General features: G+C 62.3%; 15 protein-coding genes and 1 pseudogene. 8 read left to right on the forward strand and 8 right to left on the reverse strand.

Going from position 1 to position 15,455, the window contains the following annotated elements; translation table 11 throughout:
- The first annotated feature begins 3 nt into the window (after positions 1–3).
- The 4 genes from MMB74_RS23905 (at position 4) to MMB74_RS23920 (ending at position 3,410) form a co-directional block, all read left to right on the forward strand.
- Positions 4–1,011 (forward strand): VOC family protein, encoded by a 1,008-nt coding sequence (locus MMB74_RS23905; protein ID WP_277431144.1) that lies wholly within the window; start codon positions 4–6, stop codon positions 1,009–1,011.
- Between the two features lie 23 nt (positions 1,012–1,034).
- Entirely contained in the window at positions 1,035–1,568 is a 534-nt protein-coding gene (locus tag MMB74_RS23910; RefSeq protein WP_277431145.1) for a carboxymuconolactone decarboxylase family protein, read from the forward strand.
- Between the two features lie 105 nt (positions 1,569–1,673).
- A complete protein-coding gene (locus tag MMB74_RS23915; protein ID WP_277431146.1) occupies positions 1,674–2,783 on the forward strand; it encodes an alcohol dehydrogenase catalytic domain-containing protein in 1,110 nt (369 codons plus the stop codon).
- Between the two features lie 285 nt (positions 2,784–3,068).
- Entirely contained in the window at positions 3,069–3,410 is a 342-nt protein-coding gene (locus MMB74_RS23920; protein WP_277431147.1) for a DUF4148 domain-containing protein, read from the forward strand.
- 77 nt (positions 3,411–3,487) lie between these two features.
- Here MMB74_RS23920 and MMB74_RS23925 read toward each other — a convergent pair whose 3' ends face one another.
- The 3 genes from MMB74_RS23925 to otnI form a co-directional block, all read right to left on the reverse strand.
- Positions 3,488–4,429 carry a LysR family transcriptional regulator gene (locus MMB74_RS23925; protein WP_277431148.1) on the reverse strand — a complete coding sequence of 314 codons (942 nt, stop codon included), beginning with the start codon at positions 4,427–4,429 and terminating at the stop codon, positions 3,488–3,490.
- A 90-nt stretch (positions 4,430–4,519) separates the two neighbouring features.
- Complete coding sequence (locus tag MMB74_RS23930; protein WP_346780705.1) at positions 4,520–5,254, reverse strand: NAD(P)H-dependent oxidoreductase; 735 nt, start codon at positions 5,252–5,254, stop codon at positions 4,520–4,522.
- A gap of 62 nt (positions 5,255–5,316) precedes the next feature.
- Positions 5,317–6,093 carry a 2-oxo-tetronate isomerase gene (gene otnI / locus MMB74_RS23935; RefSeq protein ID WP_277431149.1) on the reverse strand — a complete coding sequence of 259 codons (777 nt, stop codon included), beginning with the start codon at positions 6,091–6,093 and terminating at the stop codon, positions 5,317–5,319.
- Positions 6,094–6,365: 272 nt separating this feature from the next.
- Between otnI and MMB74_RS23940 the strand changes: the two genes are divergently transcribed.
- The 3 genes from MMB74_RS23940 to MMB74_RS23950 all read left to right on the forward strand — a co-directional run bounded on the left by MMB74_RS23940 (position 6,366) and on the right by MMB74_RS23950 (position 9,035).
- A complete protein-coding gene (locus tag MMB74_RS23940; protein WP_277431150.1) occupies positions 6,366–7,004 on the forward strand; it encodes a class I SAM-dependent methyltransferase in 639 nt (212 codons plus the stop codon).
- Positions 7,005–7,420: 416 nt separating this feature from the next.
- Positions 7,421–8,563 carry an acyltransferase gene (locus MMB74_RS23945; RefSeq protein ID WP_277431151.1) on the forward strand — a complete coding sequence of 381 codons (1,143 nt, stop codon included), beginning with the start codon at positions 7,421–7,423 and terminating at the stop codon, positions 8,561–8,563.
- A gap of 163 nt (positions 8,564–8,726) precedes the next feature.
- On the forward strand, positions 8,727–9,035 hold the full coding sequence (locus tag MMB74_RS23950; protein ID WP_277431152.1) for a DUF4148 domain-containing protein: 309 nt from the start codon (positions 8,727–8,729) through the stop codon (positions 9,033–9,035).
- A 262-nt stretch (positions 9,036–9,297) separates the two neighbouring features.
- Here the strand turns inward: MMB74_RS23950 and MMB74_RS23955 are convergent, their stop codons facing one another.
- The 4 genes and pseudogenes from MMB74_RS23955 to MMB74_RS23970 all read right to left on the reverse strand — a co-directional run bounded on the left by MMB74_RS23955 (position 9,298) and on the right by MMB74_RS23970 (position 13,743).
- Positions 9,298–9,894: a CBS domain-containing protein gene (locus MMB74_RS23955; RefSeq protein ID WP_277431153.1), complete on the reverse strand. Its 597-nt coding sequence runs from the start codon at positions 9,892–9,894 to the stop codon at positions 9,298–9,300.
- 292 nt (positions 9,895–10,186) lie between these two features.
- A pseudogene (locus MMB74_RS23960) lies at positions 10,187–10,282 on the reverse strand (cold shock domain-containing protein); the annotation flags it as partial.
- 234 nt (positions 10,283–10,516) lie between these two features.
- The gene (locus MMB74_RS23965; RefSeq protein ID WP_277431154.1) at positions 10,517–12,604 is read right to left on the reverse strand and encodes a sensor histidine kinase; all 2,088 of its coding nucleotides are present in this window, start codon (positions 12,602–12,604) and stop codon (positions 10,517–10,519) included.
- The gene (locus MMB74_RS23970) at positions 12,601–13,743 is read right to left on the reverse strand and encodes a substrate-binding domain-containing protein (RefSeq protein WP_277431155.1); all 1,143 of its coding nucleotides are present in this window, start codon (positions 13,741–13,743) and stop codon (positions 12,601–12,603) included. Before MMB74_RS23970 ends, MMB74_RS23965 begins: the two co-directional genes overlap by 4 nt.
- Before the next feature lie 310 nt (positions 13,744–14,053).
- On the opposite strand from MMB74_RS23970, the gene MMB74_RS23975 reads away from it, so the two are divergent.
- Positions 14,054–14,752, forward strand: coding sequence for a response regulator transcription factor (locus tag MMB74_RS23975; RefSeq protein ID WP_277431156.1), 699 nt, complete (start codon positions 14,054–14,056; stop codon positions 14,750–14,752).
- Here the strand turns inward: MMB74_RS23975 and MMB74_RS23980 are convergent.
- Entirely contained in the window at positions 14,727–15,098 is a 372-nt protein-coding gene (locus MMB74_RS23980; protein ID WP_277431157.1) for a response regulator, read from the reverse strand. The two genes, MMB74_RS23975 and MMB74_RS23980, sit on opposite strands and share 26 nt — an antisense overlap.
- Positions 15,099–15,455 lie beyond the last annotated feature (357 nt).

Raw genomic sequence — 15,455 nt, forward strand, 5'->3', positions numbered from 1 at the left:
CTCATGCTGCCCCCAGTCAATTTCAAGCCGCCGTTCAACATCACACGCGCTAGCCATATCGTATTGAACGTCGCGGACCTGGCGAAGAGCCGAGCGTTTTACGTCGACATCGTCGGGCTGATCGTCACCGAGGAAACCGGCGACACTTGCTACTTGCGGGGCCTGGCCGAGGCCTGCCACCACAGCCTCGTGCTCGTTCAGTCGAAGAACGCGGCCAGCACCTGCAAGCGCATCGGCTTTCGCGTCTTCCTCGACGAAGACCTCGACGCCGCGTACGCCTTCTTCAAGGAGCAAGGACTGCCGGCGCAATGGGTCGAAGTCGCGCACCAAGACCGAACGCTGCACGTCGAGGATCCGTTCGGCACGAAGATCGAGCTTTGCGCGAAGATGGAAACGCGACCGCGCCTGTACCTCGAGCGCGACAAGTTCAAGGGCGCGCACGCCCAGCGCATCGATCACTATCAAATCTTCTCGCCCGACACGTACGCATCGTGCGCGTTCTACAGCCGGCTCGGCTTTCGCAATTCGGAGTATCTCGCTCATGGCGAAACGCTCCTGGGCGCGTTCATGTATCGCAAAGGCACGTGCCTGGATTTGGCGATCGTGCAGAACGATGGGCCGTGCATGCATCACTTCGCGTACATCGTGCCCGAATCGCACAACATCTTCACGGCCTGCGATTTGGCCGGCATCTACGGCTATGCGCACGAAGTGGAGCGCGGGCCCGGGCGCCACGGCCCGGGGGGCATGCTGTTCGTCTATATGCGCGATCCGGACGGCCATCGGGTGGAGCTGTGCGACGGCCACTATCAAACGATCGACATCGAAGTCGAGCCGGTGCGCTGGGATGCTGCCTCGCTCAACACGAGCGTGCGTTGGGGCCTACCGGCATCCCATCGCTGGTACTTCGAGGCATCTCGCTTCGAAGGGGCCGAACTCGTGGCAACGCCTAGCAAACCCAACCCCGAAACGCTCGAAACTTACGTCAAAAAGCAATCGGCTCTCGACTGACCACTCGAAACGGTAACTCTCACATGGCACGCGTCAAATATCTTCAACGCTCGGACCTCGCCGGCACTCACGACACCCTCTTCGACCGGCTCGAGCGCGAACGCAAAGTACCGACCGCGAATATCTTCCGCGCGCTTGCGCACGCCCCCGATATCCTCGATCAATTCCTCTCGTACGCGAATGCGATCCGGGCATCGTCGATCAGCCCCAAGCTGCGCGAACTGGCAATCCTAACCGTCGGTCACTGCACCGGGTCCGAGTACGAAATCGCGCATCATCAGTCGCATGGATTAAAGGCGGGGATCAGCGCCGAGCAACTGAAGGCGATCCCCGATTTCGAAACGTCCCCGCTTTTCAGCGAGGAAGAGCGCGCGATCATGGCGGTGGCCAAGGAATCGACGTTGAAAGTCGCTGTGAGCGAGGCGGCGTGGCAGCGCGTCGCGGCGTTTCTGAACGAGCGCCAACTCGTGGAGTTGGCGTTGAACGTCGCATGGTACAACTCGGGCGTGCGCATCATGGGCGCGCTCGGCATCGAACTCGAAGAAAGCTATCGCTGATGAGGCTATAGCGGTGCGTAGTGCGGCGCTACCTGACGGGCCTGAATCACGGTACAACCCGAGGCGATCAAGCAGCGCCGCGATTTGACAAGCAATGAGGTAGATATGGACAGAACAATGGTTGCAGCGCGGCTGCACGCTCTCGGGACGCCGATGACGCTCGACACGATTCCTATCCCGAAGCCGCGGCCGACGGATGTGCTCGTGCGCGTCAAGGCATGCGGCATCGTGCCGAACATGGCCAACGTCATCAACAATTGGCCGACGTGGTTTCCCCATCAGCCGCTGCCGAAGTTTCCCGCGATTTTCGGGCTCGACCCGGCCGGTATCGTCGAAGAAGTCGGCGAAGCCGTCATCAATGCGAAACCCGGCGACCGCGTCTATGTGAGCCCGCTGCGCTCCTGCGGTTCATGCAAGGCGTGTCGGGCAGGCCGGCGCAGCGAGTGCCGCTATTACACGCTCAACGGCTACTTCAGTACGAGCCGAGACGGTCAACGCATTTTCGATTTGTATCCGTACGGCGGCTTCAGCGAGTACATGACCGCGCCCGAATATGCGCTCGTCAACATCCCGGACAACCTCAGTTTCGAGCAGGCGGGGCGCTTCGGCTATCTGGGCACATCGTACGGCGCGTTGAAGAATGCAGGCGCCGGCTCGGGGCAAGTCGCGCTGATCGACGGCATCACGGGCACGCTCGGCGTCGCCTCGACGATGCTCGGACTCGCGATGGGCCTCACGCGTATTCTCGGCACGGGGCGCGACGAGCATCTGCTCCAGCGCATCAAGGCGCTCGCACCCGATCGCATCGAAGTCATGAGACTCGGTGATGGATCGGTGGGCGATTGGGCCAAATCGCTGACGGGCGGCGAAGGCGTCGACTTCGTCGTCAGCGCGCTCGGTGCAAAGGCGCCGGCCTCAACGATGCTCGATTCGATGAAAGGCGTCAGACGCGGCGGCAAGGTCGTCAACGTCGGTGGCGTGGCGGAAGACCTTCCCATCGATGTCAAATGGCTGATGGACGAGCAGGTGCATTTGATCGGCTCGAACTGGTTCACGACGGCTCAAGGCCAAGAGATGGCGGATATGGTCGGCACGGGCGCCCTCGACCTCTCGTATCTCGAGCACCGCAAATTCCCGCTCTCGCGCGTCAACGAGGCGATCTCCGGCCTCAAGGATCGCGACGGCGGCTTCAGCAACTACGTCGTCCTTCCTTAACCTCGTATCCTGCGCGCACCGCTAAGGCGCAGCAGTTCCCGCTCCGGGTGACGATGCGCCCGTTGGCCAGCTCGTTCGAGCTGGCCTTTTTTTATGGGCGCGTCATGGGCGCCCATCATGTGTCGCTCGATCTCCGGTTGCCCGCATTACGCGCATGGCCGGCAACGGTGCGTTCCCCGCCGTAGGTATTCACCCTAATCGATCGCCTCACTACACTGCTTACATCGGTTGGAAGCAATCGATCGAGATCGACAACGGATGTCGCAGTCCAATACAGAGGTAGCCATGAAGAACACGCTGATGCAGACCATCGTCATTGCAATCGCAGCAACGGCGCCGATCGTTGCGCTCGCGCAAACGCAGGGCCCGGCCCCGGTCACGCGCGCCCAGATCAAGAGCGCACTCGTTCAGTTGGAGCGATCCGGCTACTCGCCGCTCGGCAGCAACATCGACTATCCGGGCGACCTGCAGTCGGCCGAGGCGCGCGCCGGCGCTCAGGCGAACGACGCAGAGGCGACGACCTATGGCGGCAAGCCGGGAGGATCGACCGAAGCGGGTTCGCGCGCCGCCGCACCCGCGAAATCGCTTTATCTCGGCAACGCCGGCTCGCTGTACGTAGGCGACTAGGATCACAATAGGTCATGGCCCGGGGATCGTCAGCGCGAGATGCGTGCCATGCACGAGGGCAAAGCATGGCGCAACCGTCAGCGCGGGCGGTCTATCGCCGCCAACGCCCGATGATCGGCCTCGAACGCCGCGGGGAGTTCCTCGCGCAGGAAAGCGATCCACGTGCGGATCTTCGCGTCGACGAAATGCCGCGATTGGTACAGCGCGTGGACGACCACGGGCTGCACGTCATAGCCGCGCAGAACCCTGACGAGCGCGCCGGAAGTCAGGCCGGGCAGCGCGACGGCGGCGGGCAAAATGCCGATCCCGAGGGCGCTCCTGACCGCCGGTTCGAGCGCCTCGATCACGTTGACGGCATAGCGCGGCGCGCCGATCTCCACGGCAACGGGTGCGTCCGCGCCTTCGAAGATCCACTTGTTGAACGGAAATACCGGCGTGGCGAGTTGCAGGCACGAATGACGACGCAAGTCGGCGGGCGTCTCGGGCTCGCCATGCGAGGCAAGGTAGCGCGGCGCCGCGCAGACGATGCCCGAAGTGCTTCCAAGCCGAACGCTGATCAGCCCCGAATCCGGCAAGCCGGGCGCAACCACGATCGATACGTCATACCCCTCGGTCAGAATATCGGGCACCGCGCCGGACAATGTGAGCTCGATGCGCAGCGAAGGAAACTGCTCCTGATATCGCAGCACGGCGGGGACGACGAGATGATGTCCGAAGCTCGACAGCGCATGCACGCGTAAACAGCCTGACGGATGCTGGCGAGCCGCATTCGCTTCTGCTTCGGCCTCGTCGATGTTGGCCAAGATCTGTCTGCATCGGTGCAAATATCGTTCGCCCGCTTCGGTCAGCGCCGTGTGTCTCGTGGTTCGATACAGCAATCGGGAGCCCAGATGATTTTCGAGCGCCGAGACGGCGCGCGACGTCACGGACGTGGTGAGGTTGAGCTTGCGCGCTGCCGCTGCAAAGCCGCCCTCCGAAGCGACCTTCGCAAAGACGCGCATACAGTGAAGTGTATCCATGGCAATTTTGCGGTCCGCGTTCGGCGAGCGTTCTTCGGGCCCCGTGTCACCGTCGTGTCACCCTCCCCTCCAACCGAATCACGACATTGTTTAGCTCTTTGAAAGTCGCGCGATCCACGCGTGGAATGCGCCCACGAATCGCTTCAGGAATTCGGTCGTAGCGGCATGGTTCAGCGCACCGTTATCGTCGAAGAGTGCGGTCACGTTGCCAACGTATGCCTCCGGGCTTGCCATCACGTTCACTCCGAGACAAACCAAAGACTGCCTCAAGTGATGACTGGCGCCGAACCCGCCCATGGCGCCCGGAGACGCGCTCACGACCGCAGCCGGCTTACCGCGAAGAACGCTCGATCCGAACGGTCGCGAAAGAACGTCCACCGCGTTCTTCAACACCGCAGGCACCGAACGGTTGTATTCAGGCGTCACGAACAGCACCGCATCCGCGGCTGCCAATCGCTCGCGCACCGCGAGCCAAGGAGCGGGCGCGTCCGCCTCCAAATCGTCGTTGTAGAACGGTAGCGCGCCGATTTCGACGATGTCCAACGAAAGCTCGGGGCGCGCGAGTTCCGATAGCGCATTGGCCAACATCCGGTTGAAGGATTTCTTGCGCAAACTTCCGACCAACACGGCAACTTTATAGGGTGCGGGCATGAAATTACCTCTTGCCATTGAATGAAATGCTATCGTTAGCATAGCATATCTGCGGAATCGCATGCTCACGACATGTGGCGCATGTTGGTGGAACGGTACCAGCGCCTTCACCCTCCGCGTCGTTTCAATCTGCGTGACGCGAACGCCACCGCGTTCGACGAGATCGCCGGCCAAGGAAGCCAGCGCCGCCGGTGATGAGCACCTTCATGGGATATCGCCTCGCGAAAGTACGGAAATCACAAATAGGATCTGAGCCAGCCGAGACCCTCCGACGTGCCGGCTTGGGGACGATATTCGCATCCGATCCAGCCGTCATATCCAAGTGCGTCGATTCGCTCGAACAGGTACGGGTAGTTCACTTCGCCGGTATCGGGCTCGTGGCGCTCGGGCACGCCCGCGATTTGTATGTGGCCAATACCGGCGATGTCGCGCTCGAGTTTCTTGGCAAGGTCGCCTTCGACGATTTGACAGTGGTAGCAATCGAACTGCACCTTCAGATTCGGCGCACCGACCTCGCGGCAGATCGCCTGGGCATCGTCCTGCCGGTTGAGAAAAAAGCCAGGCATGTCGCGCGGATTGATCGGCTCGATCAGAATCGTGACGCCGTCCGCGCGCGCTGCTTGCGCCGCATGCGCGAGATTGCGCAGATACACGTCACGATGTTGAGCATGATCGGCTTGCGCGGGCAACAGCCCCGCCATCACGTGCAGTTTGTCGTTGCCAAGCGTTCGTGCGTAGGCGAGCGCCGTATCGATGCCGCGGCGGAACTCGTCTTCGCGTCCCGGAAGCGACGCGATACCGCGCTCGCCCGCGGCCCAATCGCCGGGTGGCGCGTTGAAGAGCGCCTGAGTGAGCCCCTGCTCGTCCAAGCGCGTCTTCAACTGCACAGCGGGAAAATCGTACGGAAACAGGTACTCGACCGCTTTGAAGCCGTCGCGAGCGGCGGCAGCGAAGCGATCGACAAACGCATGCTCGTTGTACATCATCGTGAGATTCGCGGCGAAGCGTGGCATGACAATAGATCCAAATAAAGCGTTAAAGTAGCGCCGAACATGTTGGCTGTGCAACGACGCAACTTGCACACGATTGCCGCGAGCCGATGATCGCAATACCGGGCACTGCTGCCCTGCCCGCAAGGAACGACGTGCGCAACGGGCAGCACGACGGTGTGCCACTGCGCACGCTCCCCCATACGATCGATAGCCTTCGATCGGCAAAATGGCGTTGCGCGGAAACACAGCGACAATCGCGAACTTTTTCCGCCACGCATTGGAGCCTCGCCCGTATGACACGCACACATCGCGAGCTTGAACCAATCAGTACCGTCACGCTGCAGCATTACAACGCACATGCGGAAGATTTCCGAGAAGGCACGCGCGACCACGACGTCTCGCAGAATATCGATGCGCTGCTGCGTCATATCGTCGGCGAGCCGCCATTTACGATCCTCGATTTCGGCTGCGGGCCAGGGCGGGATCTCAAAGCACTAACTTCGCTGGGCCATCGCGCGGTGGGCCTGGACGGCGCCGAACGCTTCGTCGCGATGGCACGCGAGGCGACCGGCTGCGAGGTATGGCAGCAGGATTTCCTCCACCTCGATTTGCCTGCTGCCCACTTTGACGGCGTCTTCGCCAACGCCTCGCTGTTCCATGTCCCGAGTCGGGATTTGGCGCGCGTGCTGCGGCAGTTGCACGCGACGCTCAAGCCCGGTGGCGTGCTATTCAGTTCCAATCCACGCGGCGCGAACCAGGAAGGTTGGACCAATGGGCGTTATGGCGCATTTCACGATCTCGAAGCATGGCGCCGATACATGACCGAGGCGGGATTCGTCGAACTCGAGCATTATTATCGGCCCGCGGGCTTGCCGCGCGAGCGACAGCCGTGGCTTGCCAGTGTGTGGCGCAAGCAGGACCGAGGGGGCTGAGCCGCGGGTTGTTTGGGCGGGCGGTGACCGCCCTCGCGGCTTACATTGCGCCGGCCGCAGCGAGAAAGGGAACGGCCCCGGTAAATGGTGCGTGGGTATCGCGTCAATCGAGGAAATAGTGCGTCTCGCATGTGGCCGCATCGATTGACGAAGCAAACGCCCCGAACCGAACGCTACACGCCGCCGATTTCCTTTCGCTTTTCTTTCATTCGACGGCGTACGCCCCTTGGCGACCGATATTGACGAACGATTGGCGAGATCGCGCCGCCATTCTCCTGAGCACGCACGGAACTCATCGGCCATCATTGACCGATATCGAAACGATCGAGGGTAGGCGCGCAAGGCGCGACGCGACGCTGACTTGCGTCGTCGGAAGCGGCGCTCGAATCGACAACACATCGAACAGGGATCCGCGAATGAATCAAGGCAACACCGTTGGGCAAATCGATCAACTGACGGGGCTGCGTGCTTTCCTTGCTTTATGGGTGGTCACTCGCCACCTGTTCTACCCGTTCGAGAGCGGCGCTTTCATCGATTTCGGTACCCGCTTCGCGGCGTTCGACCACGGCTATCTCGGCGTCGACGGCTTCTTCATCCTGAGCGGCTTCATCCTCGCGTATAACTATGCCAACGGCAAGCCGCTCGACTATCGGGCTTTCATCGGCGCCCGGTTCGCGCGCATCTATCCGATCCATTTCGTGACGTTGCTAGGCGCTATCGGCCTCGTGTTCGTCAAGCAGTTCATATTGCACAAACACCTGATCGGTACCGAGCAAAACACTTATCCGGCACTGGCGGCCAATTTCGTTTTGCTCAACGCCTGGTCATTCAAATTCGTGACCGGTTGGAACGACGTCGCCTGGTCGGTTAGCGCGGAATGGTTCGCCTACGTCTTCTTCCCGCTCTTCGTAGCACTGGCGCCCGCACGTAACCGGCTCTTTGGCGCAGTGCTGCTGCTCGTCCCGGCCGGCGCGCTAGCCATACTCGAGTGGCGCTCCTCCACCGCATTGTCATTGCCCGGCGGACTCGCGCGATTGATCCCGGAGTTCTATGCCGGCGTCTTGCTGTTTCGGCTGCGCCGCAGTTCGGGATTCGCCTCGCTGCCGCGCGGTCTGGGTCTCGCGGCACTCGGCGTTATCGCGCTCGGCATCGTCGTGCAGCGCGATACGCTGACCGTCGTCGGCTTGGGCCTCCTGATCTTCGCGTTGTCGTCGGATGCCGATCTCGTCGCACCCCTGCTCGCGTTTCGCCCAATCGTTTACTTGGGCGAGATTTCGTACTGCCTGTACATGGTGCAACGCTTTCCGATGGAGGGCCTATCGCTCGCGCGCAAGGCCAGCGCCGCGCTCGCAGGCTCACCGCTCGTGCAATTGCTCGTGTTGCTCGCGACGCTGCTCGTGGTGAGCCACTGGACGCATCGGCTCATCGAACTGCCCGGCAGGAAGTGGCTGCGGCGCGTGCTCTCGGCTCGGCAAGCACAACCACGAACCGTGACGACGCGGGCCCCGCAGAGCGCCGATGGCTTGGTGCGCGAGCAAGAGGAAGGCGCCGCTAGTTGATGTCGGCGCCATTCGCCGTTCGCGATTATGAACAAATCTGCAACGATAAGTTATCAAGATAGGTATTAACCCTAGGCCTTCAAGTCACTACACTGCAGTCATCGGTTCAACGCAACGAACACGATGCAACAGCAAACATAAACAACTCTTGGAGGTAGTAATCATGAAATCGCTCATTCAAGCCGTCGCCATCGCCGCCGCCTTCGCCGCTCCTGTCGCCGCTTTCGCGCAATCGGGCGCGCCTGTGACCCGCGCCCAAGTGAAGGCTGAGCTTGTGCAGTTCGAGCAAGCGGGTGGCCTGCGCAGTTTCAGCAACGATCCGCGCTACCCGGAAGACGCGCAAATCGCGCAAGCAAGGGTCAATGCCCAAAACGGCAACAATCAAGGTTTCGGCGGCGTGCAAGCCGGCTCGTCTGCGTCGGGTGCTCCCGCCCGAGCCGATGGCGTCAAGCCGATCTTCTTCGGCAATTAATCTCGCCACATGAAAGCCAGTGGGCGCCCCGAACGGGCAGCCCCGCGACATAACAGTCATCTCGCTGATTCGCAGGGAATACGGCTTGCTTCATCGTCAAAGAGGCAAGCCGCTTTCACATCGATACCTCCGCCGCCGATCATCGGCGGTTTCGCCTAGCCCTGCACTCGGCTAGGCGCTTTTTGCTCAGCGTGACGGCTAAATACCGCGACGCAGAAACCATCGCGACAGTCCTGTACACCGAGCGGCGAAGGCAGTCCAGTCATAGTTCGCCGAAAGCACAGACCACTTCATAGCCATCCGCGAGCGCATCCCATCGACCAACCTGCCGCACTTGCTCGAATTCGCGCATCGCTGTGCGGATCGCCTCATCGCGCGTGCCTCGGGCTACCTGCACACGCATGACCTCGCTGCGGTGCGTTCGCCCGAAATGATCGAGCACGTCTTTGTAAAAAACGACTTCGAACGGCACAGCGTGCGACTCGCCTGCGCCGATATCCTCGGCACCGATATCGTTCGCCGAGACAATGCCTACGACGCACGCGTGATGATCGAGCACGACGAGTCGCCTGACGTGGCCCTCGCGCATCAAGCAAGCGGCCTGCTCCAGCGTGTCGTCCAGTCCACAACTGAGGGCGTCGGCGCTCATTGCCTCGCGCACCGTCATCTCTTCTGGAGCACGACCCTGCGCGACCGTACGCACCGCGATATCGCGGTCGGTCAGCATGCCGATCAGCCGCGTGCCCCGACAAACCGGCAGGCAGGCGACTTTCTCGTCTCTGAGCTTGCGCGCCGCAGCGGCAACACTCGCCTGCGGATCGACGCAGACGGCTCGGTGCATGACATCCTTGACCCGCATGGTTTACCTCCTTGATGCCGTCTTCGTCCGGCGCTGGCGCCAAGCGTCAGCACCTCATAGAGCGCCGTGAAGGGGACATCTCGAGAACTCCGCGAAGCGCGCACCGGGAACAACCGGTCGACGCCCCCGCAGACATAAGCAGGCATCTCGCTTCGTTGCCCCGGCTCTGGCTGCAACCGAACAGGGCGCAGAACCCCAACGTCTTACCGGAGGGCCGAGCCGCCGGCGTTAGCGAACGGATCGCGTTCGGGCGACGCGCGCAGCACGCAAGGCCCAAACGTAGGCATACAAATCAGAGCGGCGACACACTCGCCGCTTGCTTGCCCTTGGGGCCCATGCGCACTTCAAACTGGACCCGCTGATTTTCTTGCAACGTTTTGAATCCCTCTCCCGTTCCCCTTCTTCTCGAACCCAGAATCCTTCGAGCGAGCAAGGCTAGAGACGAACCTTCTGTGCAAGAAGCGCTGAGATCCGCCTCGTGCCTCATCAGGTCCAGGCACAGGCGCACGATGGCCGTCGGATTAGGTCTACACACAGCTATCTTGAGCATTTGAATGGATCATATCGATGAGCTAAATCAAAGGTTCGTCGACGGGCGCCATGCGTTCTCGTCGAGAGAGCATCACTCCACGCCGCCCGCGGGCGATGCCGGCACGGTGAACTGAAACACCGCGCCGCGAGGCACGTTGGGGCCCGCCCACAATCGTCCCCCATGCATCTCCACAATCGATCGACAAATCGCCAACCCCATGCCCATCCCGCCGGCCTTCGACGTGAAGAACGGCTCGAACAATCGCTCGGCATCGTCCGCCGCCACGCCGGGCCCCGAATCGGATACCGACACGAGCACCTCGCCCGTCTCGTGTCGCCGCGTACCGATCGTCATGGCTCTCGCCTCGCCGTCGACGGCGCTCATCGCTTCCACGGCGTTCATGAGTAAGTTGAGCATCACCTGCTGCAGCGCGACGCGATCGCCTTCTACGAGCGGCAATGCCTGCGCAAGCGCCAACCGAACACCGACGCCGTTCCTCACGAATTCGCTGCGCATGAGCGCGATCACCTCGTCGATCGCGGCATTGATCCGCAGCGTCTCCATCGACGGCGGCGCCTTCTTGACGAGGCCGTGAATCCGATTCATCACTTCGCTCGCGCGCTTCATATCCTTGTTGATGCGCTCGAACGCTTGGCGAACCTCCTCCAGATTGGGCGGCTGAGCCCGCAGCCACAGCAGCCCGGCCTGGGCATTGGTCGCACTCGCCGCGATCGGCTGCTTGATTTCATGACTGATGGAAGCCGTCAGCTGACCCATCGTCATGACGCGATTCGCGTGAGCCAGGGCCATCTGCACTTCCCGGTAGCGCCGCTCGCTCTCGCGCAATTCGGCTTCCGCGCGCTTGGATTCCGTGATGTCGCGCGAGATGCCGAGCAGAAACTGCGGCTCGCCGCGCGAGTCGAGGATCGGAATCTTCATCGTATGCAACAAGCGCGATCCGCGACGCGTGAGCACCGGCTCCTCGGCAATGTCGACCATCTGGCGCGACCGCAACACGTCCCGATCCTTCATGGCAAAAAAACCTGCCTCCCTTGCCGGAAACAAATCGTGGACGGATTTGCCGAGAAGCTCTTCGCGCCGGCAGCCGAGCAGTTGCTCGCCCGCCTTGTTCAAACGCACGAAGCGTAGCGTCGCCGCATCCTTGACGAAGATCGTGTCCGGAATGTTTTCGATGATGCTGTTTAGGAAGTGCTCGCTCGCACGGAGAGCCTCTTCCGCGTGCTGTCGTTCGACGATCTCCGCCGTTTGACCCGCCAGCGCCTTACTGAGCTCGGCCGTGCGCTGCGCGACGCGCGCCTCGAGTTCGGCGTTCAGCACTTTGAGCGCGTCCTCGGCTTGCTTGCGCCGATGCCGGTCTTCGAGAAACTGCTCGACCGCGCGGGCCATGTCGGCGATCTCATCACGGCCGTGCACCGGCACGCCGGTTCGCGCGTCGCCGAGTTGACCGTGCCGCAAGGCGTGGCTCACCTGACCCAGCCGCCCCATCACGCGTCGGCCGAGGAAGATGCGAGCGATCAACCAAGCAAGCAGCAAGCTCACCGCCACCTCGCCGGCAACCCACGCGCGCGTGCGATCGGCGCGACGAGCCAGAAGCTGGACCGCTTCGCGGTATTCGCGCGTGAAGCGATCCGACTGCGCGCGCGCCGCCATTGCAAGGGCCTCGGCCTGGCTAGGTAAATCCTCGCCCAAGCGAGGCATCGGCGCGGCGGCCCCGCGCGAGACAGCGTCCGCCAACGCCCGTTCGCGTATCTGCGCCTCGGTGTTGATCGTGTTGCGAAAGCGCTGACTCGAGCGATGCAGCGCAAGCGTATCGACGCCCACGTCCTTTCTCGTGGGGGAAGCCGATGCGAGCCGGTCGACCAGGCGGTCGAACGACGTCAGGTGTTCGATCATGTGTCGTTGCGTATCGCGTACGGCATCGACCGTCGAGTCGGTTGATAGCTGCAACGCCATGCGTTCGATCGTGAGCGTCTGCCGCGCCAGATCCTGTGCATCCTGCAGGCGCTCGAGCCGATCTTCGGCCAACTGACGCAGCTGGCGCGACGAGTCGGTCAGCGAGTAAAGGGTCGTCGCGCCCGCCGCGACCACCAGGGCCGCGAGGCATGACGCGACCAGCGTGAATTGCGCGGTCAACGACTGAGGAAGCTGAAGTTTCACGGGCGTTGCCAGATATGCCGATAAACGTCGCGATAACCGTTGGAGGGATCGTAAATCAGGCGCTCGCCGCCGTCCTTGCGAACGTTCTCCGCCGTCACGAGATGCACCGGAAACACGTAGCCTGTCACGCCTTCCCCGGCTACGAGCCGGTTCATCTCGTCGATCAGCTGCCAGCCGTGCAAGTTGAGCGGCTCGGCTACCGTGCCCGTCTGAAAGGTGCCGCTTCGAATACGCAGGAAGGCGGATTCGCTCCCGTCGCCGGCGGACAACATGGCCATCGCGCCGTTCGGAATCCCGGCTTCGGTGAGCACCGGCACCGCGTAGTCGAAGTAGATGTCGTTGATCGTCAGCGCATACGTCCAACGCTTGCCGTATTGCGCGAGCAGCGAGCGTGTCACGCCGGGCATCAACGCCTCGCACTGGGAAATGGCCACGTCACGGATGCCGAGCAACGTGCACCCCTCGCACGCGCGCACGACGGCAGCCATTTCATTGGCTTTGTCCTGCGCGACCTGAAAATTCGAATCGGTAAAGATGACCACGCCCGCGTGCCCGCCCGACTGAACGATGGCCGCCAACGCGGTCACCCGCGCGACTTCGAACGGATCCGTCGACACGTTCATTGCCACGGGAGTGCCGGGCACCGGCCCGGCCTTCGCCGCGACGTGCCAGCCGACGATCGGGATGCCGCGCCGGGCGAAGGGCTCGAGGCCCGGCAGCAGCGCGTGGGCGTCGCCACCGACCAGAATCAGGCCGTCCGGGCGGCTTGCCAGCGCATTGGACAGCATCTTGAACCGCAGCGCCCGCGCGCCGTCGGCGTCGAATATCTTGACGCTCCAGCCGATGACGTTCGCCGCCTGCACCACGCCGTCGACGACACCGAGAATGCCGCCGTTGCGCAGGTCCTCGGCAACGACCGCGATGTATTTGCCGGGCTGCCCCGGCGGCCCGGTGCGCGGACCGCTCCATGGCGCGGCCGTTTGGGCCGCAGCGTCGACGATGCGTTGGGCTTGCTCCAGATCGCCGCGCCCCGAGACGGCCTGCGCCTTCGGCGCCGAAGCCGCGGACACGCCGTGCATGGCTGCGCACAAGGCAAAGAACGCGCATGCCCATATCGGTCCCGAAAACCAGCCCTTCATGCGATCCCCAGCTACCCCATCGGGGTCGATTGACTACGATCGAACGGCGCGTCCAAACGACGTCGGTGGACTGCCCCGCCGATAAATACTAATCCAGCGGCCGCCCCGAAAGACACTGCTTCCGCACATTTCTTGGGCGTAGAATGACCTGCAATGTAGGCTCGGCTACAGCGCAAACATCAGACGAAAGCATCGACCGTGATGCGATTCGGCGGGTAGGCCCGTCGCACGCGCATCGGCTCGCGGCCTCGCGCCGCCCTGAACGAGCGCCGCCATCGTGAGCCACGATCCCACTCGCAAGGGGCGTTCGATGAACTTGGGTACCGATCCGACGCCGGCCGGCAGCGCGGCGGGCAATGCGCTGTCGGTCGTCTATATCCTCGACGATGACGAAGCGATGCGACTAGCGCTCAGCAGTCTGTTTCGCTCCGTTGGCTTGCGCGTGGAGACGTTTGATTCGTCGCAGGCGTTTTTAGCCTTCCCCAAATACGATGCACCGAGTTGCCTCGTACTCGACGTGAGGTTGCGCGGCGAGAGCGGTCTCGCATTTCAGGACGAACTGGCGAAAAGCGCGCTGCGCATGCCGATCGTGTTCATGACGGGGCATGGCGATATCGCCATGACGGTGAAGGCGATGAAGGCCGGCGCAATCGACTTCCTACCCAAGCCGTTTCGCGATCAGGATATGCTCGATGCTGTGTCGAATGCGTTGACGCGAGACGGCGAACGTCTTGCCGCCGAACGATCGACCGCTTCGATGCGCGCCGCTTACGAATCGCTCACACCGCGTGAACGGGAAGTCATGGAATACGTGGTGTCCGGCATGCTGAACAAGCAGATCGCCTCGGCGCTCGGCCTGAGCGAGATCACCGTGAAGATTCACCGCGGTCAGCTCATGAGGAAGATGGGCGCCCGCTCGCTGGCCGAACTCGTCAGAATGGCGGAGGCGCTTCACGTTAAGCCGCGGCAAGTCAAACCGAACGTCATGGCAGGCTCAGCGCAACGTTGAGCCAATGTTCGATCGTTTGCGCGTCGAGGGGCTTCTCGATGACGGCGAGCACGCCGTGCGCGCCGACCTTGGCGCATAGCTCGGGCGTCGGAAACGCCGTCACGAAAATCATGGGGGGCGCATACCCCAGTTGCACCAAACGATCGTGCATGGCCGCGCCGGACATGCCCGGCATGCGCTCGTCGGATATCACGCAAGTCGTATCGCTCAAATGCGCGGAAGCGAGGAATTCCTCGGCCGACGCGAACAGCTGCGTCGCCCATCCCAGCGAACGAACGAGGCTCGCGACGGCAAGCCGGACGGCTTCGTCATCGTCGACGATCGAAACGGTTCGGCCCGCACCCATACGGCGCTCCTCGCCGCGCCAACGAACGCAGCGTCATCATCAGCTTGATATCTGGGACACGCTCTCGAAACCAGTCTAGGCCGCGAGCGACGGAACGGACATCATACGAAAGTATCGGTCGGCGACCTATACCAAAGGATGATCGGCTCACCCTCTCGTTCATGCAGAACCACTTGTTCGTAGGTTTGTAACTTGCATGCCGCTCCTATATCGTGAAAAGGTCGCAGCTCAACGGCGACCGACGGAGCCCGACCATGAAAACCGGAAGGCGGCATTCACTCCACTCACTCGTCAGCGACGAAACACGCAGGTGTGTGTCGCGCCCTTGCTCGAATAGAGCGTATAGCTCGGAACGCC

Source organism: Trinickia sp. Y13, assembly GCF_029522115.1.
Classification (GTDB): Bacteria; Pseudomonadota; Gammaproteobacteria; order Burkholderiales; family Burkholderiaceae; genus Trinickia.